21 protein-coding genes and 1 pseudogene are annotated in these 23980 nt (G+C 64.1%); 8 read left to right on the top strand and 14 right to left on the bottom strand.

From position 1 onward, the window contains the following. The first annotated feature begins 101 nt into the window (after positions 1–101). On the top strand, positions 102–2057 hold the full coding sequence (locus tag KY379_RS15880; protein WP_261240766.1) for an alkyl/aryl-sulfatase: 1956 nt from the start codon (positions 102–104) through the stop codon (positions 2055–2057). 113 nt (positions 2058–2170) lie between these two features. Here the strand turns inward: KY379_RS15880 and KY379_RS15875 are convergent, their stop codons facing one another. Beyond that, complete coding sequence (locus KY379_RS15875) at positions 2171–3508, bottom strand: DUF1329 domain-containing protein (protein ID WP_196172274.1); 1338 nt, start codon at positions 3506–3508, stop codon at positions 2171–2173. Between the two features lie 156 nt (positions 3509–3664). Here KY379_RS15875 and KY379_RS15870 point away from each other — a divergent pair, with 156 nt between their 5' ends. Then, a complete protein-coding gene (locus KY379_RS15870; RefSeq protein WP_133331622.1) occupies positions 3665–4636 on the top strand; it encodes a LysR family transcriptional regulator in 972 nt (323 codons plus the stop codon). On the opposite strand, the gene KY379_RS15865 is transcribed toward KY379_RS15870, so the two are convergent. From KY379_RS15865 to KY379_RS15855, 3 genes are read right to left on the bottom strand one after another with little or no spacing between them, the layout of a single operon-like run. Further along, positions 4637–5962, bottom strand: a complete 1326-nt coding sequence (locus KY379_RS15865; RefSeq protein WP_133331621.1) for an MFS transporter — start codon at positions 5960–5962, stop codon at positions 4637–4639. Positions 5963–6014: 52 nt separating this feature from the next. Beyond that, positions 6015–7178, bottom strand: coding sequence for an acyl-CoA dehydrogenase family protein (locus KY379_RS15860; protein WP_261240764.1), 1164 nt, complete (start codon positions 7176–7178; stop codon positions 6015–6017). 14 nt (positions 7179–7192) lie between these two features. Beyond that, the gene (locus tag KY379_RS15855; protein WP_261240763.1) at positions 7193–8740 is read right to left on the bottom strand and encodes an AMP-binding protein; all 1548 of its coding nucleotides are present in this window, start codon (positions 8738–8740) and stop codon (positions 7193–7195) included. A 215-nt stretch (positions 8741–8955) separates the two neighbouring features. Between KY379_RS15855 and KY379_RS15850 the strand changes: the two genes are divergently transcribed. Further along, positions 8956–9141: a hypothetical protein gene (locus tag KY379_RS15850; RefSeq protein ID WP_133331618.1), complete on the top strand. Its 186-nt coding sequence runs from the start codon at positions 8956–8958 to the stop codon at positions 9139–9141. Here KY379_RS15850 and KY379_RS15845 read toward each other — a convergent pair. Together KY379_RS15845 and KY379_RS15840 are read right to left on the bottom strand one after the other, a co-directional pair. After that, the gene (locus KY379_RS15845) at positions 9077–9811 is read right to left on the bottom strand and encodes a hypothetical protein (protein WP_133331617.1); all 735 of its coding nucleotides are present in this window, start codon (positions 9809–9811) and stop codon (positions 9077–9079) included. The genes KY379_RS15850 and KY379_RS15845 overlap by 65 nt on opposite strands. A 293-nt stretch (positions 9812–10104) precedes the next feature. After that, on the bottom strand, positions 10105–11958 hold the full coding sequence (locus tag KY379_RS15840) for a DUF1302 domain-containing protein (protein WP_409977279.1): 1854 nt from the start codon (positions 11956–11958) through the stop codon (positions 10105–10107). Between the two features lie 246 nt (positions 11959–12204). Here KY379_RS15840 and KY379_RS15835 point away from each other — a divergent pair, with 246 nt between their 5' ends. After that, positions 12205–12576, top strand: a complete 372-nt coding sequence (locus KY379_RS15835; protein ID WP_133331616.1) for a hypothetical protein — start codon at positions 12205–12207, stop codon at positions 12574–12576. Positions 12577–12586: 10 nt separating this feature from the next. Here KY379_RS15835 and KY379_RS15830 read toward each other — a convergent pair whose 3' ends face one another. Next, entirely contained in the window at positions 12587–13762 is a 1176-nt protein-coding gene (locus KY379_RS15830) for an MFS transporter (protein ID WP_261240761.1), read from the bottom strand. A 96-nt stretch (positions 13763–13858) separates the two neighbouring features. Between KY379_RS15830 and KY379_RS15825 the strand changes: the two genes are divergently transcribed. After that, entirely contained in the window at positions 13859–14752 is an 894-nt protein-coding gene (locus KY379_RS15825; RefSeq protein ID WP_261240760.1) for a LysR family transcriptional regulator, read from the top strand. A gap of 24 nt (positions 14753–14776) precedes the next feature. Here the strand turns inward: KY379_RS15825 and KY379_RS15820 are convergent, their stop codons facing one another. Continuing rightward, positions 14777–15241 (bottom strand): hypothetical protein, encoded by a 465-nt coding sequence (locus KY379_RS15820; RefSeq protein ID WP_261240759.1) that lies wholly within the window; start codon positions 15239–15241, stop codon positions 14777–14779. A 77-nt stretch (positions 15242–15318) separates the two neighbouring features. Continuing rightward, on the bottom strand, positions 15319–16203 hold the full coding sequence (locus KY379_RS15815) for an NAD(P)/FAD-dependent oxidoreductase (RefSeq protein WP_261240758.1): 885 nt from the start codon (positions 16201–16203) through the stop codon (positions 15319–15321). A gap of 141 nt (positions 16204–16344) precedes the next feature. Here KY379_RS15815 and KY379_RS15810 point away from each other — a divergent pair, with 141 nt between their 5' ends. Next, positions 16345–16773 carry an RrF2 family transcriptional regulator gene (locus tag KY379_RS15810; protein WP_133331611.1) on the top strand — a complete coding sequence of 143 codons (429 nt, stop codon included), beginning with the start codon at positions 16345–16347 and terminating at the stop codon, positions 16771–16773. 185 nt (positions 16774–16958) lie between these two features. Beyond that, positions 16959–17351: an NUDIX domain-containing protein gene (locus tag KY379_RS15805; protein WP_133331610.1), complete on the top strand. Its 393-nt coding sequence runs from the start codon at positions 16959–16961 to the stop codon at positions 17349–17351. A 41-nt stretch (positions 17352–17392) separates the two neighbouring features. Here the strand turns inward: KY379_RS15805 and KY379_RS15800 are convergent. The 5 genes and pseudogenes from KY379_RS15800 to KY379_RS15780 form a co-directional block, all read right to left on the bottom strand. Then, positions 17393–18109: pseudogene (locus KY379_RS15800) on the bottom strand (tellurite resistance TerB family protein). Positions 18110–18297: 188 nt separating this feature from the next. Next, complete coding sequence (locus KY379_RS15795; protein WP_261240757.1) at positions 18298–19224, bottom strand: AEC family transporter; 927 nt, start codon at positions 19222–19224, stop codon at positions 18298–18300. Between the two features lie 103 nt (positions 19225–19327). Next, positions 19328–20203: a LysR family transcriptional regulator gene (locus KY379_RS15790; protein ID WP_133331607.1), complete on the bottom strand. Its 876-nt coding sequence runs from the start codon at positions 20201–20203 to the stop codon at positions 19328–19330. A gap of 140 nt (positions 20204–20343) precedes the next feature. After that, entirely contained in the window at positions 20344–21438 is a 1095-nt protein-coding gene (locus tag KY379_RS15785; RefSeq protein ID WP_261240756.1) for an NAD(P)-dependent alcohol dehydrogenase, read from the bottom strand. A gap of 272 nt (positions 21439–21710) precedes the next feature. Beyond that, positions 21711–22904, bottom strand: coding sequence for an MFS transporter (locus tag KY379_RS15780; RefSeq protein ID WP_261240755.1), 1194 nt, complete (start codon positions 22902–22904; stop codon positions 21711–21713). A gap of 95 nt (positions 22905–22999) precedes the next feature. Between KY379_RS15780 and KY379_RS15775 the strand changes: the two genes are divergently transcribed. Next, positions 23000–23884: a LysR family transcriptional regulator gene (locus tag KY379_RS15775; protein ID WP_306466549.1), complete on the top strand. Its 885-nt coding sequence runs from the start codon at positions 23000–23002 to the stop codon at positions 23882–23884. The last annotated feature ends 96 nt before the right edge of the window (positions 23885–23980 follow it).

The following is a 23980-nucleotide window of genomic DNA, read 5'->3' as shown; positions in this document are numbered from 1 at the left end:
GGCATGGCGCGCATGCTGCTCTGGTATTGGCTGGGCGCCGGGCCGGCTCTTTAGAGTTCCGGCTCTTGAGCCCGTTTTCCACATAACAAGAAGGACGTCCCATGCCCCCACCATTCCGCCTGCTCGCCCTCGCCTTGCTGGTGCCCCTGGCCAGCCATGCCGCCATCGCCAGCAAGGACGCCACCCCGACCACCGAGCACGCCAATCAGCAATGGTTGCAACGCCTGCCCTTCGCCGACCGCGGCGATTTCGACGCGGCCCAACGTGGCCTGATCGAGCGATTCGACAGTCGCATCGTCAACGCCCAGCAGCAAACGGTGTGGGACCCGAGCCGCTACGGTTTTCTCGGCGGCAATGCGCCGGCCACGGTCAACCCGAGCCTGTGGCGCATCGCCCAGCTCAACACCATCGCCGGGTTGTTCAAGGTCAGTGAGCGTATCTATCAGGTCCGCGGCCTCGACCTGGCCAACATGACCCTGATCGAAGGCGACACCGGCCTGATCGTGATGGACCCGCTGCTGTCGGTGGAAACCGCCCGAGCCGCCCTGGACCTGTATTTCAAGCACCGCCCCAAGCGTCCCGTGGTCGCGGTGATCTACACCCACCCGCACGTGGACCACTTCGGCGGCGTGCGCGGCGTCATCGACGAAGCGGACGTGCACGCCGGCAAGGTCCAGGTGATCGCGCCGCAAGGCTTCTTCGAGCACGCGGTCAGCGAGAACGTGTTGGCAGGGCCGGCGATGAGGCGCCGGGCCCAGTACATGTACGGCGCCCCCTTGCCTCGCAGCCCCCGCGGCCAGGTCGATGCTGGCCTGGGCAAAGGCGTGCCGACCAATGCCACCGTCAGCCTGATCGCACCGACGCGGGAAATCAGCGAGCCACTGGAAAGCCTGCGTATCGACGGCGTGGACATCGAGTTCCAACTCACCCCGGGCACCGAGGCCCCCGCCGAGATGAACCTGTGGTTCCCTCAGTTCAAGGCCCTGTGCATGGCGGAGAACGCCAGCCATGTGCAACACAACGTGTTGACCATTCGCGGTGCCGAGGTGCGCGATGCCAAGGTCTGGGCGCACTACCTCGATCAGGCCCTGGTGCGCTATGGCGACCAGGCCGACGTGGTGTTCGCCCAGCATCACTGGCCGACCTGGGGTGGCCAGGCCATTCGCGATTACCTGGCCGACCAACGCGACATGTATGCCTTCATCGACAGCCAGACCCTGCGCCTGATCAACCAGGGCCTGACCCCGACCGAAATCGCCGCGCAACTGACCTCGCTGCCGCCACGGCTGGCCAACACCTGGTACAGCCGTGACTACTATGGCTCGCTCAGCCATAACGTGCGGGCGGTGTACCAGCGCTACATGGGCTTCTATGACGGCAACCCGGCCAACCTCGACCCGTTGCCGCCCAGCGCCGCCGGGCAGCGTTACGTTGCCGCCATGGGCGGAGCCGAGCAGGTGCTGAAGCTGGCGCGCAAAGCCTATGCCGAAGGTGATTACCGCTGGGTCGCGCAACTCACCAACCACCTGGTGTTCGCCCAGCCGGACAACGGCGCCGCCCGCGAGCTGCAGGCCGATGCCCTTGAGCAGTTGGGCTACCAGACCGAGAACGCCACGTGGCGCAATGCCTATCTCAGCGGTGCCCAGGAACTGCGCAATGGCGTATCCAGCGCCACCGCCGGCGGCAGCGCCGACGACCTGGTCCGGGCGCTGACACCGACGCTGTTCTTCGATTACCTGGGCACTCGTGTGGACGCAGCGAAGGCGGCCGATCAGGACCTGACCATCAACTGGCGGTTCACCGACCTGGATGAGGACTATGCGCTGACCGTGCGCAACGGCGTGCTGACCCACCGAGACCACCAGCGTCATCGCCAGGCGGATGTGCAGGTCAGCATGTCCAAGGCGACGCTGGACCGCATCGCCTTGAAACAGACCGGCTTCCTCAAGGAAGCCACGGCAGGCGGCATCACCATCGACGGCGCACGGGGCAAGTTCCTGCGTTTCATGGGCGGGTTGGAAGAAGCCCCGGCGCGGTTCAATATCGTCACGCCTTGATCAGGCTCGATGAGTTTGCGTCACCTCGAACAACGCCGCCATCGCGACCCGTGTGGAATCACCGGGACCGCGATGGCGGCGTTGCCATTGACACCGACAGCCTGTGTCGCGCCTCAGCGCACGCTGCGGCTACGCAACCCACCGGGGGAGAAATGCGACGCAGTGGTGGCCACGTTGAAGTCGAACGGCCGCGGCTGCTGGTTGGTCAGCCCCGACAGCTGGTAGCGGCCGCTGCGCAGGTCGTAGATGACCTCCATGGCGTTCACCGGCGCCTCGCCCACCACGTGGTAGTAGCTGTGCGCCTGGGCCGTGCGCCACAGCGCTCCGCGAGCGTCGAAGAAATCCGCCTCGAGAATCGCCCAGCTGTCTTCGTCGACGTAATAGCGGCGGCTGGCATACAAATGCTCGGCGCCAGGCTTGAGGGTACCGAGCACCTCCCACACCCGGTGCAGTTCGTAACGTGTGGGCGCCGCAGGCACATGTCCAGGGCCGATCAACTCGGCATAGGGCAAAGCAGGCGAAGCCAGCCGATAGCTGTTGTACGGAACATAGAGGGTCTTCTTGCCCAGCAGCTTCCAGTCGTATCGGTCCGGCGCACCACTGAACATGTCGCGGCTGTCGGCGGTACGCAGACCACCGGTACCTGGGGTGATGCTGTCGTAGTCCACCCCAGGGGCACGACGCACCCGGCGCATGGCGGCACTGTACAGCCACGACAGGCGCGGCTGGGCCACCTGGTCCAGGGTCTCGTGCATCACCAGCGCCTCACCGGCCAGGCGCGTCGGTGCGGTCATCTGGTGACTGAAGTAGTACAGCACCTCGCTGGGATGGTCGGGCGTCCAGCCTGGCAATGCGTCGGGCCGGGCAAAGGCCTGGCGCGCGCTGGTCAGCACGTACTGCCCGGGACCGCGCGGAATGAGGCTGTCCGAAGCTTGGGAATAGCTGCCATTGCGTGGGCGCGTGAGATGGTTCCACAACACTTCCAGGCCACTGCGAGGCTGCGGGAAGGCAACCACGCCAACGAACTCGGACAAGCCGTTGCCATCGTCACTGAGGTGCGCGTGGGCAGCGTTGATGCTCGCCCAGTGCGCCACCTTGGCCGGTACCGCGACGCTGCGGTGGGTGGCATAGACCGGCAAGCGGTATGTGTCGGGGTAGCGTTTGAGCAAGGCCAGTTGCCCGGCACTGAGGTGTTGCTGATACTGCGCCGCATTGGCGGCGGTGATGGTGAACAGCGGCTGCTCGTCGGCGTAGGGGTCAAGTGGCGTGCCGTTCACCGAGAGCGATACCTGCCCGGCTTGCAGGCCGCCGCTCCAGGCGGGAATGACACCGTCCGCGCTGGCCGCGCGTTCGGCGCCGATGGGGGTCAAGGTGGCAGGTAAGGTTTCGGTCTGCGCAGACACGGCAGCGGCCCACCCGCAGGCGAGCAGTACAGCGATGGTCCTGTTCATGGCATTGTCCTCGATCAGTGACGCCCAGGCTCTTGTTGGAAAGCGGGCTTGCCTCGCCACGCCTCTTCCGGGTGATACTAGGAGCCACGCTCCGACCCCCACAAATAACGTGTTCGGATACGTGCCATATCAGTTCGGCATAGCCTGGAAGCACCCATGACGCTGAAGCAACTTCGTTATTTGATCGCCATCGTCGAGGCCGGCAGTTTCTCCTCCGCCGCCCGCCGCTCGTTCATCGCCCAGCCGGCCCTGAGCCGGCAAATCGGCTTGCTGGAAAGCGAGTTGGAAATGCAGTTGCTCGACCGCCAGCACGACGGTATCGCCCTCACCGATGCCGGCCGCCAGTTGTACGAAGTGGCCCGGCAGGTGGTGCAGAAGCTCGATTCGGTCAAGGACGAGCTCAAGTCCAGCCGTGGCGACCCCAAAGGCCATGTGGCCATCTCTCTTCCGGCCACGGCTGCAGCCCTGCTGCTGCCAGAGATTCTGCGCCAGGCCGAGCAGCGCTTTCCTGGCGTGACCCTGACCGTGTGGGATGGCTTGAGCCGCGAAGGTGGCCAGGCGATCGAGCTGGGCAAGGTGGATTTCGGCGTGGTGCCCAATGCCGAAGAACTCGAACACGTGACGGCCGAACCGATCTTCACCGAAGCCCTATATTGGGTTGGCAGCACGGCGCCGGGCACCACCGAGACCATCAGCCTGGCCGAGGCCGCCGCAACCCGCCTGGTGCTGCCACCCCGGGCGTTGCACCTGCGAAGGCGCATCGAGCAAGCGGCCATGGAAGCGGGCGTGGCCTTGAATGTCGCCTACGAACAGCAGTCCGCGCCGGGTATCGCCAGCCTGGTACGCGCAGGGTTGGCGGCGACCATCAGCAACTGGCCGCCCCTGCTCGAACTGCTGGCACCGATCAGCGCTCGGCGTATCGTCGACCCGGGCATCAGCCGCACCATCGCGCTGGCCCACTCCCGACACAAACCGCTGTCGTTCGCTGCCGGCTGCATGCGCGACCTGGTCCGCGGCGTGCTGGTGGACCTGGTGCGCAGCGGACAGTGGCAAGGCGAACTGATCACCGACGCCGAAGGCCTTGGGGACGCCTTCGGACGCGGCGAAGGTTGGCGTCTGGCCTGGTGATCAGCTCGGCGTATGAGGCATCGCAGGCTGCCCGGCGGCCTGCGGCGGCAACGCCCCCGAGGCCCCCAGGCGAGCCAACGTGCGCTGTGGATTGAGCGTCACCAGCCCGAGCAGGCCTGCCGACACCAGCACCGCACCACAGACCAGGAAGCCCTGGGCGTAACCGCCCGGGTGCGCAGCTCCGGCGCCCTGCACCAGCAAACCGGTGACCACCGGCGCGGCCAGCCCTGCCAGCGAAGCGACAGCGTTACCGATGGCCAGCACCGCGCCGCGCTGCCCGCTGGGCGTGAACTCTGCCAGCATCGCCGGCCCCACCGAGTACATCACCAGCGCCAGGCCGCCGCTGAAGGTCAAGGCTATCACCCGCTCGGTGGTGCTCAGCCCTGGCAGGATCAAGGTCGACGACAACAGACCGGCAACGATCAGGCATGCCGAGACGAAGACCCCGCGCGCGCTGCGCGAGGACCAGCCTTTGCGCATCAGGCGCTGCGACAACCAAGCCATGAACAAGCTCAGCGGCGTGGTCACCAGCACGAACATGACGAACAGCCGACCGGTTTCCAGGGCCCCGATACCCAGGCCGATCTGCAGGTAGCTGGGTACCCAGGTCAGGGTCAGGGCGAGCGACCAGTTGGCGGCGAAGTGGCACAGATAGTTGCCGAGCACGGTCGGGTCACTGAGCAGGCGCGCGTAAGGCAGCGCGGCCTCCTGGGACTTGGGTTGCCCTGCACGCAGCCGGTCCAGCGAGCCTTCCTGGCCCAGTCGCCACCACAGCAGACACCAGACCCCGCCGATCACGGCCAGCACGATGAAGTTCATGCGCCAGCCGTAATGCACGCTGATCCACGGAATCATCGCCCCGGCCACCAGCAGACCCATGGCGCTGCCGGCATGCAACAGCGCCACCGGCAGGCTGCGGCGATCGTTGGGAAACCACTTGTACAGGGCATGGGTGGCCACCGGTGAAGCGGGTCCCTCGCCGATGCCGAGCAGTACCCGGCAAGCGACGATGGCCCACAACGAGGTGACGAACAGCATCGGCAGTTGCAGCAGCGCCCAGAACAGCCCCATGCCGAGCAACAGCGAACGGGTCGGCCGACGGTTGGCCATGAAGCCGCCGACGACAGCGGAGATGGCGAAGAACCAGTGCAGCGCACCGCCGATCAGGCCGAACTCGGTGGGGCTCAGGCCCAACTCTTCGCTCATGGGCACGGCGACCAGACCGATCACCACCTTGTCGAGGAAATTGACCAGCATCAGCAGCGCCAGCATCGCGGCGATCAGCCACGCGCTACGCGGATTGGGCAGCGTGGAGGGGGTGGACATGGTTATCTTTCCTTATTGTTTTTGTCTGTAATGAAGCGACTGCAAGCATCGGCTAGCCCGGCATGAGCACACCCTTGGCAATGGTATTTCGCTGGATCTCGCTGGTGCCAGTAAGGATGCGCATCATACGGGTGGCGCGGAAGATCCACTCCACCGGATTCCCCTGCATCAACCCTGCTCCGCCATGGATCTGCACGGCTCGGTCGGCGATGCGGAACGCTGCTTCGGAAACGAACAATTTGCACATCGGCGCCTGGGTGCGGATGTCGCCACCGGCATCGTTGAGCGCTGCCGTGGCGTAGACCATGCTGCGCGCCGCATGCAGTTCGGTGGCCATGTCGGCGATCTGATGATTGACCGCCTGGAACATGGCGATGGGCTGACCGAACTGCTTGCGCGTGCGCGCATGCTCGATCGACAGGTTCAGGGCCAGGCCGGCCATGCCCAGCAGCGTCGGGCAGTGCAGCAGACGGTTCAGGGTGATCCGGCCCATGGCCAGCTTGAAGCCGGCGCCCTCCTCGCCGATGAGGTTGTCCACCGGCACGCGCACTTCATCGAGCAGGATATCGCCATGGGCACCGCCGCCGGACATCACCGCATAGTCGCTCTGCACCTTCACACCCGGTGCCTTGAGGTCGACGAAGAATGCCGAGATACCTTGCGCGCCACGCCCAGGATCGGTCACTGCGAGCAGTACCGCCAGGTCGGCATAGCTGGCCCCAGAGATGTAGCGCTTGGCGCCGCTGAGCACATAGTGATCACCCTCGCGCCGCGCCTGGGTGGTGATCGCCGTGGCATCGGAACCCGCCTCGGCTTCGGTGAGGGCGAAGCACACGGCCTTCTCGGCGCGGCACACCGGCTGCAGGAACGCCTCGACCTGATGCGCGCTGGCGACCTTGAACAGGTGGCCGATACGCGGCGGTCCGGACAGCTCGCCGAGCACGTGCGCAGCCAGCATCGATCCGCTGAGATGGGTGGCCTCCTTCACCGCGCAGAGGTCGGCCACGTTCAAGCCGGCACCGCCGAGCGCCTCAGGCAACATCACGGTGTACAGGCCCTGCTCGCTCGAGCGCCGCCATACCTCGCGCAACACCGGCAGCGGATGCGGACGCGACCAGCTGAGCTGTTCGCGTTGCTCCAGCGGCTTGACCTGGTCACGGATAAAGCCGTCGATGGCTTCGATGATCTGGCGGGCTTTTTCACTGGGTTGGTACATGGTAGTGCTCCAAGTCAAATACGACGGTCGCTGTCTTTCCAGTAGGCGTCGCGCACCAGGCGGCGAACGACCTTGCCGTTGGGGTTCTTCGGCAGTTCGCCGACGAAGTCCACCGCACGGGGTTTCTTGAAGCCGGCCAGGGCGCGGCCACACCGCTCGATCACCTCGGCTTCACTCAGTTGGGCGCCGGGTTTGAGCACCACCACGGCGCGCACCGCTTCGCCCCATTGCTCGTCGGGCACGCCGACCACTGCGGCCTCGAACACTTCGGGCAAGCTGTAGAGCACCTGCTCGACTTCGCTCGGGTACACGTTGAAACCGCCGGAAATGATCATTTCCTTCTTGCGATCGACGATGAACACGTAGCCCTGGGCATCGACCGTGGCCAGGTCGCCGGTGAGGTAGTAGCCGTCGTGCATCACTTCGGCGGTGAGCTCGGGGGCGCGCCAATAGCCCTGCATGATGTCGGGGCCTTTGACGACGATCTCGCCGACTTCGCCGACCGCCACGTCCTCGAAGGCCGCATTGACCACCCGCAGGTCGGTTTCGAAGTAACAACGTCCGCACGAGGCCAAACGGCGGTAGTCGCCATCCTCGACCAGGTGATCCTGCTCGGTCAGAACCGTGACCAGCGAGCAGGTTTCTCCCGCGCCATAGCCCTGGGCGAGGATCGGCCCGAACAGCTGGATGGCTTTTTTCACCAGGGCCGGGGCCATCGGCGCAGCGCCGTACATGACCAGGCGCAGGCTGGACAGGTCGAAGCGCTCCACGCCGGGGTAATTGACCAGGCGGTTGATCATGGCCGGCACCAGGAACAGGCGCGTCACTCGCTCTTGCTGGATGGTTTCCAGCAGCAGGCGATCATCGTAGCGTTCGAGCAGCAGGTTGCAGGCGCCCACCGCCAGCAATGGCATGATCTGCATGCCGCTGGCATGGGTGATCGGCCCGACATGAGCCATGACGTCGCCTGGCGCTGCGCGCCGGGTCGGGCTGGCGATACTCTTGCGGATCAGCGCCTTGCGGTTGCCGAAGCTGAGCATCGCGGCCTTGAGCACGCCGGAGCTGCCCGAGGTGTAGTGCAACACCGCCAGGGTGTCGTCGGCCGGATCCAGGTTGACCGCTGCCGGGCTGCCGCGCTCGAGCAGCGCCGGATAGCTGACGTCACCCGCATCGCCGTCCAGGGCGACGATATGGCGCAAGCGCGGCAGCACCGCGCGACGCTCGGCGAGTGCGGCAGCGAAGCTGGCGTCGGTAATCACCACGACGCTGCAGGAATCCTCCAGCACCCGCAGCACTTCCTCAAGCGACAATCTCGCGTTGATCGGCACCTTGACCATCGCGGCTTTGTACAAGGCCACCTCCGCCTCGACCAGTTCGACACGGTTGGCGGCCAGGATCGCCACATGTTCGCCGGCAGCGACCCCCAGCGCACCCAACCCAGAGGCCAGGCGATTGCTGCGTGCTTCGAGCTGGCTGAAGGTCACGCGGGTGTTGGCGTCGGCAACGGCGACACGGTCGGGCCAGTACGTTGCGCTTCGACTGATGATGTTTCCCAGGTTCACGTTGTTATTCTCGTCGACAGTAAGACCTGGACGATGCTAAACAGCCGCCGCCGCGGTGGCGTAATACCAGATGTGGATGCAGGCCATGCCGAAATGCGCTGGGTCGGGCATCGGTTGAACGACGACCATTCATCCGGAAGATGGCCGGTCCAGGGAGTCCCCCAATCGCGATAGCAGTCAGCTATCAGGAAGGCGGCAAAGCAAAGGAGGACCGTATGAGCCTTGCGATGACCCTTTTCAGCCTGATCAGCGCCTGGCTAGCAGTGGCGCTGGCAATGTTGTGGGGAGTACTGCGAATCGCCCGGCGCCATCAACGCCCCGGGCCAACCCAGGCGGCTAACGCGAAGCCACCGCTGCGCGCGGCCGAGTCAGGCAGGCATAACCCAGCCCCAGCACGCTGAGCAGCAAGACACCGAGCAACGCCACCAGTTCGCGACTGTAGCGCGCTACCAGTGCGGGGAAGCCTTTGAATTCGCGATAGACCTGGATATCGGCGACGCCGTCGGCGTGGCTGATACCAATGCCACCCTGGCGGATCTGCGAGTAATCGGCGTCGAAATAGACCCAGACCTTGCAGGCACCGCCGGCCTCGATGGCGGGGATCTCCACCAGGGCGGTGGCGTTGTCCGGAATGCTGTCGTTGCCTTGGGCGTCGCGCACTTGCACCAGCCCTTTGGCGGGCAGGCGAATCTTGACTTCGCGCACGGGCGAGTCGCCGGTATTGTGCAGTTCGATCACCAGGCCGGTGCGATGGTCCACCAACCCGGCCTCGAAGGGTTTGGCGAACAGTTGGACATAGGGCGCTTGGGCGAGGTCGACCAGACGGTCCACTTGTTCAGGCTCCAGACGCCCCTGGCCAACCGCGCTGATGCGCGGACGCAGATGCTCATACTTGAGTGCGTCACTGGCGCTGCTGATGCGCTCGCTGAATTGGCTGGGGTAGGTGAGATAGGCGTAGGTCAGCGACGCCTCCAGGCGCGGGCTACTGCGCAACACCGAGTAGACGACCAGCAGGGCCATGATGCCCAGCAGTACGGCTACAAGGAGTTTTCCCACTTTATCCCAGCTCAAAGGCGGTTTCCTTCTGGTCGTTTTTCAAGCGGCCCAAGGTTGCCAACTTAGCGACGCCGAGGCAAGGCCCAGGCGCTGGGTAAAGGCGACACCGCCCTCACCCAGCACTTTGCCGAGGAGTGTAGCTGGCAATCCGCCCGGCAACGCCGCCAATACCGCCGTTATCATGCCTGCCGTGCGGGATTTGGCGGCTGTGAGATCGAGCGCCGCGCGGGCGGCGCTCGATTCATGCACCACCTCAACCCCCAAGACAAGCACCTGGAGGCCTTAACCGAGCCGCCGCTAAATCAAATTCAAAAGCTCGCCCCAACACTGATCGAGACAAAATCACGATCACCCCGAACGCCGTAGTCGCCATCGCGGTAATCGGTGTAGGCGATGCTGAACGAATACTTGCCGGCCAGCGAGGCATCCAGTCCCACGCCGATCGACCGCGAGCCTTCGTTGAACGCCGAACCATCGCCAGGCGAGTAGCCCCTGACATCGTGTGACCAGGCCAGATTGGGACGCAGATCCACCCCTGGAATCAGGTTGGGGTAGCTCCAGGTCGCCTTCAGCCGGTAGCCCCAGGAGAACGGTGTGACGAAACCGTCGCCGTTGCAGTATTCGGGCGCGCGGGAAATCGCCTCGCACACGCTGTTGTCCTCCAACTCGCCACTGCCGTAAGCGCCGGAGCGGCCGTAGCGCGGGCCGAACCGGCCCTCCAGGCCACCGACGTAAGTCGCGCCGATCTCGCCCGCCAGCACCAACTGGTTGGCCCCCATCACGCGACTGAAGGCGTGCAGGGCCGACACTTGCATCTGGGTGATTTCCTTGCGCCGATAGCCGTCGAACAACGCTTCGTCGGCCTCAGGACGCAGACCGTCGGCCAGCAAGGGGCTGCGGCTATCGACATTGAGCAACGACTGCAGGATATCGGTGCCGTTGAGCTGTACCGGCATGTTTGGCCGGTAGGTCAGCTCGCCTTGCAACGTCGTGCCGGTTCGCAAGGTGGTGGCGAAGCTCAGACCATACAGACGAATGTCCTCGGGGTATTGCGCTCGGTAGGCGGAAGTCCCCATACGCAGCGCGCCGGCCAGACTCTGACCGCTGGACGAGTTCAGGAATGCACCGCAATTGCTCAACGCCACGCCGAGGTTGGTGCAGAGTTGCGGGGCGAAATCGGTGTTGCTGAAGTAACGGCTGCTGACCGTGCCGAGAAACGGCGCGCGACTATGGTAATTGGCGGCATAGACGCCGAATTCGGTGTCCAGCTGCGCGACGTACCAGTGCAACGACAGCCCCCACTGCCCGCTGTTGCGTGCATCCTCGTCACCGCCCCGGGGCACCCGCACGCCCTCCTCGACCAACTCCACGCCAAACGGCGCCAGGGCTTGTGCCGCCCGCTGGCCGCTCAGCTGCCGGCCGCCGACGTCGAGGCCAACGCAGCCATCGGGCATGAAGTCATTACCCGAGAAGTAGGTGCCGCAGTTGTCGAGCTGGGTCTGCTCCCAATCGAGCTGGTAGAAGGCATCGATCGACACCGCCTCGTTGAGGTTCTGGGTGATGTAGAACAGGTTGACCGGCACCAGGGCGTCCTTGACCTCGGCCCCTGGTCGACGCAAGGCCGCTTGGTTGAATGGGTTGATCACATTCAGCCCACCCTGGATGAACAGGCTCTCGCCCCAGTTCACCACTTGTTTGCCCAGACGCGCGGAGCCAGGCTCGCCGTCGATGTCATAGAGGTAATAACCGAAAGCATCGAGCAACTGCCCGCCGGCGGTCTTCGCCGACGCCTTGCGATTGTGGTCGTCGATGTCGACGAAGCGCTGACTATGATCGCGCTGGGCGGTGTCGTACCAATACGTGCCGCGCAGAAAAACGCCGAAGTCGCCGTGCCTGAGCTGGAGGTCATGAACGCCTTTGAACACCGCCGAGAACACATCGCCGGAGCGGTAGTTGCGGCGTCCGTCGTTGCCGTTGGCCGCTTGGAGCTGAAGCTTGTCGGGGTTGGCGGTGGAGACGCCGACGCCAAAGCTCAGCGCAGAGTCGAACTGGCCGTCGATCTCACCGATCTGGAAGGAAGCGCCCTGTGCACAGGCGCTGAAAACGAGGCAGCAGAAAGCAGCCAGCGGCACACGATGGCCACTGCGCGCAATGGGTTCTATCACGATCAACCTCTTGGTTTTGTTTGAAATTGAGGTCTGTCTGGGCAGCGTCAGGGCAGGAGCACCTGCGTGCAGCCCGATATTAGGGAGGATGGCGAAAGGGCAACAAATAGCGTCTTCGGATCGCGCCCATAACGCTTCGGCATGGGGCAACGGGGGATCAGAACTTTTTCGAATTTTCAGGTCTATGTAGAGGCCTGGAGAAAATGGGCTAAGCCATTAATTTGCAAGAGGTTGTCATCGCCTATGAAATTCCATGTCCCCCGGATGGTGCTGTTTGGCCTGTTCGCGTTCGCGGCGGTGGGTTCGGCCTCAGCCACGCAGATGCAGGCCACGGGCCCTGCCTTGGTCATCCCCCCGGCCAAGGAGCAGGCTCCCGCCACACCATGGCCGAACCTGGCCAGCGTGGCCAACGACCACGCCGCACCGTTGCTGGCCCATGACGACCGCTATCGCCATGATCACCGCTGGGATCACCGCCGGGAAGAATGGCGCAGGGAACAATGGCGCCGCGAGCAGCATCGCCGCGAGATCGAGCGCCAGCGCGAGTGGCAGCGCCGCCATCACCGGGCGATGGATCACCACTATGACGATCCCCATCGGCATTACCGCCGATAGGCCCCGGGCTTCAAGCTGCGGCTTTGCAGGCGACCACCGCACTGCGCGAACGCCATGCCAAGCCCAGCACCATCACTAGCCCAAGCGCCGCCATCGTCGCACCGGCAAACGAGATCGCCGGGTAACCCAAGCCCGCATTGATCACCGCCCCGCCCAGCGCCGCACCCACGGCATTGCCAAGGTTGAATGCTCCGATGTTCACCGCAGAGGCCAGGTTCGGCGCATCCTTGGCGGCTTCCATCACGCGCATCTGCAAGGGCGGCACCAGCGCGAAACTCGCCGCGCCCCAGAGCAGAATCGCCAGTGCCGTCGGCACGGCCCAGCCGAGTACCAGCGGGAACACCAGCAGCACGGCGATCAATACCACCAGCGAGACGATCAAGGTGCGGTCGATCGAGCGGTCCGCCGCCTTGCCACCCCACATGTTGCCCAAGGTCAGGCCGACCCCGAACAGTACCAACATGCCCGTGATGAAGCGGGTCGACGCCTGGGCCTGGTCGTGCAGGATCGGCGCGATATAGGTGAAGACCGTGAACATCGCGCTGGAACCGACCACGGTCAGCGCCAAGGCCGCCAGGACTGGGCCACGGCCCAGCACACGGATCTCGGCCATGACACCATCACCTTTGGGCAGGGGCACGTTAGGCAAGGCATAAGCGAGGGTCGCCATCGCGACCACGCCAAGCCCTGCAATGCCCCAGAACGCGGTGCGCCAGCCGAACATTTCACCGAACCAGGTCGCCAGCGGCACGCCGCCGATGGTGGCCAGCGTCAGCCCCATGAACATCGCCGCCAAGGCGCCGGCGCGCTTTTCGGGGGCCACCACGCTGGCCGCCACCACCGCACCCACGCCGAAGAACGCACCATGGTTCAGCGAAGTGACCACACGGGCCAGCATCAGACTCAGATAATCGCTGGCCACGGCAGACATCAGGTTGCCCAGGGTGAAGATGGCCATCAGGCCGATCAGCAGATAGCGCCGCGGTATCTTCACCGTGGCCAGGGTCATCAGCGGCGCGCCGATCAGTACGCCTAAGGCATAGGCGCTGACCAACAGTCCGGCAGCAGGAATCGACACCCCAAGGCCGGTGGCGATGCTGGGCAGCATGCCCATGGGCGCGAACTCGGTCACACCGATGCCGAAGGCGCCTATGGCGAGTGCTATCAGCGGTAGATTGATACGCATGGTAATAACTCCTTATCTATGCGGCGAATGCTACGATCGCCTTCGTGAAAGCACTAGACGGCGCTAACGCCAATCACCTTTGCGCATGAGGCACAAATGGACTACATCGGTCGATCGGGAGAAATGGCGGTTTTCGTGCGAGTGATGGATGCAGGGAGCCTGTCGGGCGCGGCGCGGGAACTGGGGCTGACGCCCTCGGCAGTCAGCCGCATCATTGCCCGCGCCGAGCAACGCCTGGGCAGTCGGCTACTGTTGCGCACCACCCGGGCGATCACCTTGACCACCGAAGGCGAAGCCTATTTACGGGGTGCGCGGCGGATCCTGGCGGACATCGATGAGGTCGAACAGGCCGTTGCCGACCAAGGAGTGCCAAGAGGCAGGTTGCGGGTCAGTGCGGCGCTGGGCCATGGCCGGCTGACGGTGGTGCCACTGGTGGCGGCGTTCAGCGCCTTGTACCCGGAGGTGGTGGTGGATTTGTCGCTGGGCGACGAAGTGGTCGACATCCTGGGGGGCGAGGCGGATGTCGGGATACGTTTCGGCGACCTGCCGGACAGCGCGTTGAGCGCCCGCAGGATCGGCGAAACCGGTCAGGTGATAGTGGCCTCGCCCGAATACCTTGAACGCTGCGGCGTGCCTCGTCAACCCGAAGACCTGCTGCGGCACAACTGCCTGCGCTTCAACTTTCGGCGAGCCTCTCCCGACTGGCCGTTCCGTCGCGATGGTGAGGCATTCACCCTCAAGATCAATGGCAACATCGCCTGCAGCAGTGGCGAGGCGCTGGCGCAACTGGCCAGGCTTGGAGCCGGCATCGCCCGTATCGGTGAATTCACCGTGGTCGACGAATTGCGCAGCGGCACCCTGGTCCCAGTGCTTCAAGATTTCAACCCCGGCGACAAAGAGCCGATCCATGCCGTCTTCGTCGGCGGCCCTTCGATGCCTGCCCGGGTGCGGGTATTCGTGGACTTTCTGCTGGCGCAACAGCCGCTCTGAACGCCTGCTCGCTGAACGTCAGCCTCAACGTCCAGGCGTCTGCCCGGCCAGCGCCTGGCGCAGGCTAGGCAGATCGCTGAAGCGCCGCTCCCGGGCCACCTTGCCGTGGTCGAGCTCCAGCCACTGCACGCTGTCGCGATCACCGCCATAACGCGGGGCGACGCTGCCTTCTCGATCCAGCAGGATGCGATAGCGCGCCGTGCGCATGGCAGGCACCAACACCGCCTGCGCCACCGATGGCAACCGTTCGATGTCGGCGACGAAGACCACACCACGTTCATCCAGATAACAGTCAGGGGTGTGTTCCACCGCGCTGTTGACCAGTTTCGCGCTGGACATACTGCGGGCGATCATCACCACCCGGGTGCTGGCGTTCAAGGTGAAGGCCTGGTCGAACTGATCGTGCAGTGTCCAACTGTCTTTCAGAGCTGGCTGGGCAAAGGCACAGGCGCCCCCCAGGGCCAGGATCAAGGCAAGGTAGATACGCATGGCGGCTCTCGCATTGGCAGGTCACTGCTAACGACGGCTGGTGTCGGGTAAATGTTCACTCGCTGCCTTGCTTTTTCCTACCGAAAGATCAACGAATGATGCACGGCCCCGCCCGTGCGCGCGCCATCCCCAACTGCGATGGCCACGTTGCCCGCCGCCACCGACGCATCGCCACAGGCAAACACCCCGGGAACGCTGGTCTCGCGCATTGCATCGACCTTGATGAAGCGCCCCAGTGGCCCGTCCTCGAAGGCGCAACCCAATTCCTCTGGCAACGTGCTGGCCATGCGCGTGCGCGGCTGGGTGAATAGACCGGCAAATTCAATCACCCTGCCGCTAGCCAGGGTGATATCGGCGCGCTCCCCTGCCACCGCCACCACGGCCTCCTGTTCGACCCGAACACCGCGTCGCTGCAACTGCGCCAACTGGTCGTCATCAGGGGTGAAGACGCCATTGAGAAGCAATGTGGTCGGCCCCCAGTCGGGCAGCATCATGGCGTGATGCATGGCCAGCGGCGAGGCTGCAAGCACGCCGATGGGGCCACCACCCAGTTCATAGCCGTGGCAATAGGGGCAATGGAACACGCTTCGCCCCCAACGCTCCTGCAGCCCCGCTATCGCGGGCAACTCATCGGTCACTCCGCCAGCCAGGATCAATCGCCGCCCGCTGTGCTGCATGCCATCGGCGGTAGTGACGACGAACCCATTGCCCAGCGTCTCTGCCGACACAGCTGATTGCACCATCCACTGCACCGTTGGGTAGGCCAGCAACTGCTCACGGGCCTCCTGCACGATCACCGCCGGGCTACGCCCGTCCTGTCCGAGAAAACCGTGGGAATGCTCGGCAAAACGGTTACGCCGGTTACCCGCATCGATCACCAATACCTTTCGATGTGCCCGTGCCAGCTGCATGCCCGCCGAGATACCTGCATAACTGCCTCCCACGATGATCACTTCAAACATGACATCAACCTCCTCTGGCACCAGGCCAGCCTCATGAACTCATGACACAACGTAAGTTACATGAACCCGTCCGTCAACGATCTTGTAACTTTTGTTGTTTCATGTGAGGCTGGCAGCAACCTCTGCCAGAGCCAAGTTCCGATGAGAAATGACACCCGCCTGTCTCGCATGCTGCATGTGCTGATCCACATGGCGCGGCACGAGAAACCCGCAACGTCCGAAACCATCGCGCAGATGCTCGGGACCAACCCGGTGGTAGTGCGCCGGACCATGGCGCTGCTCAAGGAACAGGGCTACGTGGGTTCAGTGAAGGGGCATCACGGCGGCTGGAGACTGGCCAAGCCGTTGGCGGACATCACCTTGCTGGATATCCATAGGGCACTCGGCGGGGCTTCAATATTTGCCATCGGGCTTTCGACCGACCACCCGGAATGCCTGGTTGAACAGGCGGTGAACGCAGCGCTGACGGACGCCTTCGATGCTGCGCAAGCGCTGCTGTTGGAGAAGCTGGGGAGCGTGACGCTGCAGGCGTTGGCGAAAGATTTCGAAGAGCGGTATCTCACGGTTTAATGCGCAAGCCCTCCGTCGACCGGGGGCGTCAAGGATGCCGAATCGATCAGCGAGGACTGCCGCCGCCCATGCTGTGGCTCAACGGTTGAACGAGTCGTCACAGAAAAGGGTCTGGAGAGAAGAGGCCCTGATCTTGCAGCAGGCAAGACGGATATCGAACGAGTGATTGCCAGCTGGGTGTGTGCATGCAGGACAAGAAAAAACGAGGGTTGAAAGCCAGGGCCACGATCATCTGCCTGCGCAGCGGCAAGGTGCTTCTGGTGCGCAAGAAAGGTGGCAAGTGGAATTTTCCGGGGGGCGTCATCGAAACCGGTGAAACACCGATCGCGGCCGCAGCCAGGGAGCTTCGGGAGGAAACGTCCATCGAAGGGCATGGCCTGCTTTCGCTCTGCACCTTGAAAGTCGGCACGACCGTGCACCACATATTCACCACCCATTTTCACGATGACGAGAAACCCGTGGCTTCCAACGAGATCGTGGCGTGCAGATGGGTGCCCAGGGACAAGCTCAGTCCGTCGATGCTCAAGGCCACCGCAGCGGGCCTGATTTCGACACAGCTCCCGGCACTGCTGCCCTGAAATCGTGCCGCGACAAGGCTGACCATCCAGCGCCCGGTCTCTCAGCCCGGTGATGCAGCGCCCGTGGCCTGCTGCTCCAAGTGCACCTGCAAGGTCGGATCGAGGCGCAGCGCAGCGGCCAGTTCATCCAAGTAGGCGCGCTCCGCGCCTTGCTGGTCACCCACCAGCATCACACTGGCCAGGTACATTTCCGCTGCCATGGCCGGATCTTTTGCCGACTGAGCGACCTCGGCAGCATCCAGAGGCTTGCTGACTTCTTCATCCAGCCATTGCTGCAACTGTGCATCGCTGGTGTGACGCTTGATCTCGGCGTAGATCAACTGTTGTTCCTGCTCGTCGATACGGCCATCGGCCTTGGCCGCGGCAATCAGCGCACGCAAGATGGCATGGCTATGATCTTCAGCCTCGGGGCCGGACAATTGATCGACGGTCAGCAGCGCCTGTTGCGGGGCTGTCGCCTGGCTGCGCTGCCAGCTTTGATAGGCCTTGAACGCCATCATGCCCAACGACGCCAAGGCAGCCTAATTGATGCCTCCAGCGGAGCGGCCCTGGCCAGCACCACCTGCGCTGCCCGCACCGCCTCTTAACAAGCCGCCCAGTAGATCCCCCAGGCCGCCGCCGGCAGTGTTGGCGCCACCAAGCAGGCCACCGAGCAGATCGCCCAGGCCACCTTGCGATGAAACGCCGCCGCTCCCTTGTTGCGCTTGCCTGCCCTGCCCGGCCCGAAGCAGCTGTTCGAGTAGATCGCTGGTATTCATGGCGTCGTCCTCAGTCCGTAGCCGTTGTCCAGACCAGCAAAGATAGCCCCCTCAAAGCGAGGTGCCATGCTGGGCTGACCGGCGGGGTGAGATGAGTTGGCCAGCGTTGGCCGGTCATCGCCGCGCTCGTGCTCTGGGGTGTAGTCGTACGGGAAGCGATGTGCCTGGTCTCGCCGTTCTCTGATCGCTCAGATCAACGGCGTCAGGGCAATCACCGCTACCGGGAGCGCCACTGCCGCCAGCACAGTCTGGCAGGCGATGATACCGGCCATCAATGGCGCGTCACCGCCCAGTTGACGCGCCATGATGTACGACGATGAGGCCGTCGGTAGCGCCTGGAACAACAGCGCAGCGATGGCGGCCTTGCCGTCCAGCCCGAACAGGTGGCATGCGTACAGGGTGACCACCGGCATGATCAGGAACTTCACCACCGACGCATAGCCCACCGGGCGCAACCACTGGCGCACGCTGCCCAGTTCGAGGGCCGCCCCCACGCACAGCAGACCCAGCGGCAAAGAAGCCTGACCCAGGGCCTTGAGCAGCGGCTCTATCCCAGGTGGCAGTCCGGCGCCCAACGCTTGCAAGGTGATGCCGGCGAAACAGGCCACTACCAAGGGATTGATCGCCAGTTGCCGGAGTACCTTGCCCAATGACATGCGGCCCGCAGAGCCATACCAGGCGAACACCAGCACGCAGAGAATATTCACAGTGGGCACGATGGCCGCGTTGGCGACCGCAGCCAGGGCGATGCCTTGGGCACCGAACAAGCCGGCCGCCGCCGAGACGCCGACGTAGTTATTGAAACGCACGCCTCCCTGGAATACCGAGGTGAACGCGGCATCGTCGCCCTTGACCAAGGCCCTGGTAACGATCACCAGGATCGCCACTGCCACGGTCGACAACACCAGCGCCGAGATCATGCCTTTGACTGGCACGCCATCGAGTTTGGCAGTCGCCAGCCCATGGAAGAACAGAGACGGCAGCAGAACGTAGTAGCCCAGCCGCTCGGCCTGCGGCCAGAAGCTGTCGGCCACGAACTGGCGATGCTTGAGCCAGGCGCCCAATGCAATCAGCAGCGCGATCGGCAACAGAGCCATCAGCAGCGCGTAGGTCATCGATTGCCCTCTGTTTGTCGATGAAGGCTTCACGATACGGGGGGCAACCTACAAAGAAAATCGTTTTAAACTTTCGTGATCCACGAGTTTTTCTCATGGATCGTCAGTGCGGCGCATGGGCCTGAACCGCCTCCGCCAACACCGCCGCCAGCTTGCGCACGGGGCGGTCTTCGCGTTCGAGCAACACCAGGCGCCGCGTCTTCTGTGGCGTGCCAAAGGGCTGCGCAGCCAGTTGTGGCAGGCTGGCTAAACGTTCCCTGGCCATGGGTACCACGGACACGCCGAGGCCGTTGCCGACCATCTGGATGATCGCTTCCTGGCTGTCGAGCTCCATGCTTGTCTGCACCCGCAGGCGCATCTTGCGTAGCTCGCGTTCGATGGTGCGCCCAGCCCAGGCGCGTCGCTCGAAGCGGATGAAGGGCTGCGATTGCAGCAGTGGTTGCAGTTCCTGACCGGCATAGCTCGCGGGCGCAATGATCCAGAAGCCGTCTTCATAAAGCACGGTGCTGACCAAACCGTAGGGGTGCGGCCTCACCGGCTCGGTGGTGATGGCGACATCGAGCTCACCGGCCTCTACCCGCGTCGACAGCTCAGCGGACATGCCAGAGCTGACGGTGAGGCGCAGGTGCGGGTGTTCTCGACCAAGGGCCGCGAGCGCCGCGGGCAACACACCGGCCAGCACGGTCGGTACCGCGCCGATGCGCAGGCGGCCACGCAGCTCGGTGTCACCGCCGATTTCGCTGGCGATGCTGTCGTACAGGCCGATGATTTCCCGGGCTCGCTCCACCGCAACGTGCCCGGCGTCGGTCAACACCGGCAAGCGTCGGGAGCGGTCGAACAATGTGGCGTTGAAGTCCTCCTCGAGCGCACGGACCTGCAGGCTGACAGCGGACTGCGTGAGGTGTACGGCCTCCGCGGCACGCACGAACGAACCGTGCTGGGCGATGGCGAGCAGTGTACGAAGGGCGCGCAAGGACATTGTTGTGGGGCTCGCTCTGGCTTCGGAATGGGGCGTAAAGCGTTCGCGCCCCAGCTCCCACGATACCCAAATGGCGTTGCACTGTGATACCCATGACGCCGAACAGGACCGACTGCAACATCATCCTGGTTCTGCTTCCACTATGGCTTGATGGCGATCTTCAGCACACCGTCGCGCTGATGCGCGAACAGGTCATAGGCCTCGACGATGTGATCGAGCGCGTAGTGATGGGTGACCAACGAGCCGAAGTCGGCACGATTCGATTCGATCACGCTCATCAACCGGCGCATGCGCTCCTTGCCGCCCGGACACAGCGCGGTGTTGATCTTGTGATCGCCCAGCCCCGTGGCGAAGGCCGCCAGCGGAATCTTCACGTCACTGGAATAGACGCCAAGGCTGGAGAACGTGCCGCCCGGCTTGAGCACCTTGATCGCCTGCTCGAAGGTGCTGGGCAGGCCCAGGCATTCGATGGACGAGTCCGCGCCCCTGCCCTTGGTCAGCTTCATGATCTCGTCGACTACGTCGCATTGGTTGAAATTCAAGGTGATGTCGGCGCCCATGCTGCGCGAGATGCCCAGCCGGTGGTCGTTGCCATCCACCGCGATGATGGTCGATGCCCCCAGCAACCGCGCCCCGGCGGTGGCACACAGACCGATCGGGCCCTGGGCGAAGACGACCACGGTATCGCCAATGCGGATGTTGGCGTTTTCCGCGCCCTTGAAGCCGGTGGACATGATGTCCGGGCACATCAGCACCTGTTCGTCGGTCAGGCCATCGGGAATCGGCGCCAGGTTGCCCTCGGCGTCCGGTACCAGCACGTACTCTGCCTGGGTGCCGTCGATCAGGTTGCCAAAACGCCAACCCGCGGTGGCCTTGTAGCCATGGCAGCCGCACAGGCCGCGCTCGATCAGGTAGCTGCCGTCCTGGGAGGGCACGCCGTCCTGGGCGGCATAGGAATTGAAGTTGGGGCAGATCGCCCCAGCGATCACCCGCTGACCCTCGGTGTAGCCCTTGACCGCGCTGCCGAGCTTCTCGATCACCCCCACCGGCTCATGGCCGACGGTGAGGCCCTTGGCGACCGGGTATTCACCCTTGAGGATATGCACATCGGTGCCACAGATAGTGGTCGTGGTCAGGCGGATGAGCGCGTCGGTCGGGCCGACCTCGGGGATGGGTTTGTCTGCCAGTTCGATTCGACCTGGCTCCACGAAAACCGCTGCCTTCATCGTTGCCATGTTGGTAGCTCCTGAATGAATAGCTGTCCTGTGTCGCGTGGCCCAACCCGCTGAACACTCACCGGGGATACGGCAGGGCTGCCGCGGACGCCTCAACGAGCTTAGGCCATCTTCCGAAAGGCGTTATGCGACCGTGCGTCGCCCTCCTGGGCCTCTTCGCGGGCAAGCCCGTTCCCACAGGCACTGGGCCGAACCAAAGCGCGGCGCTGATCCTGTGGGAGCGGGCTTGCCCGCGAAAAGGCCGGTGAGGCCCCTGAAGATTCCGGATGCGCTCAACGCAACCCGCGCTTCGCAGCCCACAGCCCCACGCCAATCCCCAACAGCGCGATGCCGACCCCAGCCACCACGATCCCACCCCACCCCGCACTCGCGTAAAGCCAAGCCGCCAATACCGATCCCCCCGCCCCACCCAGGAAATAACAGGTCATGTACCCGGCGTTAAGCCGATTTCGCGCCTCCGGTCGCAACGCATAGATCGCATTCTGGTTACTCACATGCACCAGCTGCACGGCCAGATCGAGCACCAATACCCCGATTATCAGCGCGCCCAGCGAGCGCTCGGCAAATCCCAGCGGCAACCAGGCAAGCAGCAACCCGAACAAGCCCAACCAGGTACCGATCGCTCCTTTGCCTTTATCCGCCAGCCGCCCGGCCCAGGAGGCCGCCAGCGCCCCAGCGGCACCGACCAGCCCGAACAGGCCGATGAGCCCATCCGAATAGCCATAAGGAGGCGCAGCGAGGAGGAACGCCAGTGGCGTCCAGAACAGGCTGAACAATGCGAACGACACCATGCCCAGCAAGGCACGTACACGCAGCACCGGCTCTTCCACGAACAAGGTCAGTACCGACCATAGCAAGGCTCCATACCTGGCTCTGGTCTGGGCGTGGTGTTGTGGCAGAGCCCGCCACAGGGCCAAGGCACACGACACCATCGAAGCCGCAGCCACCCCGTACACGGCTCGCCAATCCAGCCATGAAGACAACCCGCCCGCCACGGTGCGTGCCAGCAGGATACCCAGCAGCAGACCACTCATCAGCGCGCCCACAGCACGCCCGCGTTGTTCTGCAGTGGCCAGGGTGGCACCGAACGGCACCAGCACCTGAGCCACGACCGAGTAAAAACCCGTGATCGCAGTGCCGATCAGCAGCCACGGCAAACTCGGCGCCAGGGCACTGAGGATCAGCCCTAGGCCAGCCAGCAAGGTCAGTAAGACGATCAGGCTGCGCCGCTCGCACAAGTCCGCTAGCGGCACCAGCAGGAGCAAGCCGGCGCCATAACTGAGCTGCGCGATGGTGACGAGGCTGGCGGTCGCCGCTTCGGTCGTTCCGAATTGCGCAGCGATGGTGGGCAACAGCGGCTGCGCATAGTAGTTGCCGGCCACGGCCAGGCCCGTGGACACGGCCATCAATCCTAACAATGGCGTCGCAAGCGCCTTGCTGGGAAGACGCTGGGATATCGCGTTCATGATTCATTCCCTGAGTGAATTTGCCTCAGCTTCGCTTCAAGCCAACCATGAATCCAATGTATTGTTCTCATGCAATCCATCTTGAATAGAGATAGATGATGAATCTCAGACAGATCGAATTCGCCTTGGCCGTGGCCGAGGAATCCAGCTTCACGCGCGCCGCACGCCGCTGCCATACGGTCCAGTCAGCGCTGAGCCATCAGGTGGCACGCCTGGAGGCAGAACTCGGCGCCCCGCTGTTCGAGCGCACCTCGCGCCAGGTTCGCCTGACCCCGGCCGGCGAGGCGTTCGTGCGCCAGGCCTACCTCACGCTGGAAGCTGCACGGCGGATTCCCGACGAAGTGGCGGCCGCCACCGGGCAGGTTCGTGGTCAGCTGTCGGTCGGCAGTATCAGCGCCTTGGGCAGCCTCGATATCGTCGCGCTCATCGCGCAGTTCCACGCCCGTCATCCCCAGGTCGAAGTGCGCTTGAGCCAACGCGGCAGCGAGATGTCCCTCGAACACTTGCGCCAAGGACGGCTGGATGTGGCATTGGTCGGCCTGTGGCCGGATGAGCGTATAGACGACCTGGCGTACCTGCCCATCAACCGCGAACGCCTGGTTGCCCTCCTGCCGCCAGAACATGCACTGGCCAAGCGCAAGCGCTTGAAGCTCGAGCAATTGTCGACGTTGCCGCTGGTGGACTATCCGCAGGACAGCAGCGCCCGGCGTCAGACCGACAAGGCGTTCGCCGCCGCAGGCCTTGCCCACCAGGTACGCTTCGAAGTGAACCACGTGGAATTGATGGCCGACTTCGTCATGCGCGGCCTGGCTGTCGGTTTGGTGCCGGAGTCGGTGGCGGGGCGTTTGCGCGGTGTCGTGGCCGTACCGGTGCAGGACGCGCCGCAGCGCGTTCTTTACGCGGTCTGGCCCAAGGTGCCATCGCCTGCAGCGAGCGCGTTCGTGGCCTTGTTGCGCACGGGTGACGGCAAGTCTCTCTGATCCGCTGTGCGTCCATGTTTGCAGCGTCAGACGGGACGCCATCGATTGCACTGATGATTACTATCGAAACGCTCACATCGGTACGGGCCAAGGCCG

Source organism: Pseudomonas sp. HD6422 (assembly GCF_025377065.1).
Taxonomy (GTDB): Bacteria; Pseudomonadota; Gammaproteobacteria; order Pseudomonadales; family Pseudomonadaceae; genus Aquipseudomonas; species Aquipseudomonas putida_U.
The sequence above is the reverse complement of the archived record's forward strand: the minus strand, read 5'-3'. Positions and strand labels throughout refer to the sequence as shown.

Bases quoted from the DNA above. Each gene is read 5' to 3' on its own strand.
- KY379_RS15880 (WP_261240766.1), top strand. From the start codon at position 102: ATGCCCCCACCATTCCGCCTGCTCGCCCTCGCCTTGCTGGTGCCCCTG.
- KY379_RS15875 (WP_196172274.1), bottom strand. From the start codon at position 3,508: ATGAACAGGACCATCGCTGTACTGCTCGCCTGCGGGTGGGCCGCTGCC.
- KY379_RS15870 (WP_133331622.1), top strand. From the start codon at position 3,665: ATGACGCTGAAGCAACTTCGTTATTTGATCGCCATCGTCGAGGCCGGC.
- KY379_RS15865 (WP_133331621.1), bottom strand. From the start codon at position 5,962: ATGTCCACCCCCTCCACGCTGCCCAATCCGCGTAGCGCGTGGCTGATC.
- KY379_RS15860 (WP_261240764.1), bottom strand. From the start codon at position 7,178: ATGTACCAACCCAGTGAAAAAGCCCGCCAGATCATCGAAGCCATCGAC.
- KY379_RS15850 (WP_133331618.1), top strand. From the start codon at position 8,956: ATGAGCCTTGCGATGACCCTTTTCAGCCTGATCAGCGCCTGGCTAGCA.
- KY379_RS15835 (WP_133331616.1), top strand. From the start codon at position 12,205: ATGAAATTCCATGTCCCCCGGATGGTGCTGTTTGGCCTGTTCGCGTTC.
- KY379_RS15830 (WP_261240761.1), bottom strand. From the start codon at position 13,762: ATGCGTATCAATCTACCGCTGATAGCACTCGCCATAGGCGCCTTCGGC.
- KY379_RS15825 (WP_261240760.1), top strand. From the start codon at position 13,859: ATGGACTACATCGGTCGATCGGGAGAAATGGCGGTTTTCGTGCGAGTG.
- KY379_RS15820 (WP_261240759.1), bottom strand. From the start codon at position 15,241: ATGCGTATCTACCTTGCCTTGATCCTGGCCCTGGGGGGCGCCTGTGCC.
- KY379_RS15815 (WP_261240758.1), bottom strand. From the start codon at position 16,203: ATGTTTGAAGTGATCATCGTGGGAGGCAGTTATGCAGGTATCTCGGCG.
- KY379_RS15810 (WP_133331611.1), top strand. From the start codon at position 16,345: ATGAGAAATGACACCCGCCTGTCTCGCATGCTGCATGTGCTGATCCAC.
- KY379_RS15805 (WP_133331610.1), top strand. From the start codon at position 16,959: ATGCAGGACAAGAAAAAACGAGGGTTGAAAGCCAGGGCCACGATCATC.
- KY379_RS15795 (WP_261240757.1), bottom strand. From the start codon at position 19,224: ATGACCTACGCGCTGCTGATGGCTCTGTTGCCGATCGCGCTGCTGATT.
- KY379_RS15790 (WP_133331607.1), bottom strand. From the start codon at position 20,203: ATGTCCTTGCGCGCCCTTCGTACACTGCTCGCCATCGCCCAGCACGGT.
- KY379_RS15785 (WP_261240756.1), bottom strand. From the start codon at position 21,438: ATGGCAACGATGAAGGCAGCGGTTTTCGTGGAGCCAGGTCGAATCGAA.
- KY379_RS15780 (WP_261240755.1), bottom strand. From the start codon at position 22,904: ATGAACGCGATATCCCAGCGTCTTCCCAGCAAGGCGCTTGCGACGCCA.
- KY379_RS15775 (WP_306466549.1), top strand. From the start codon at position 23,000: ATGATGAATCTCAGACAGATCGAATTCGCCTTGGCCGTGGCCGAGGAA.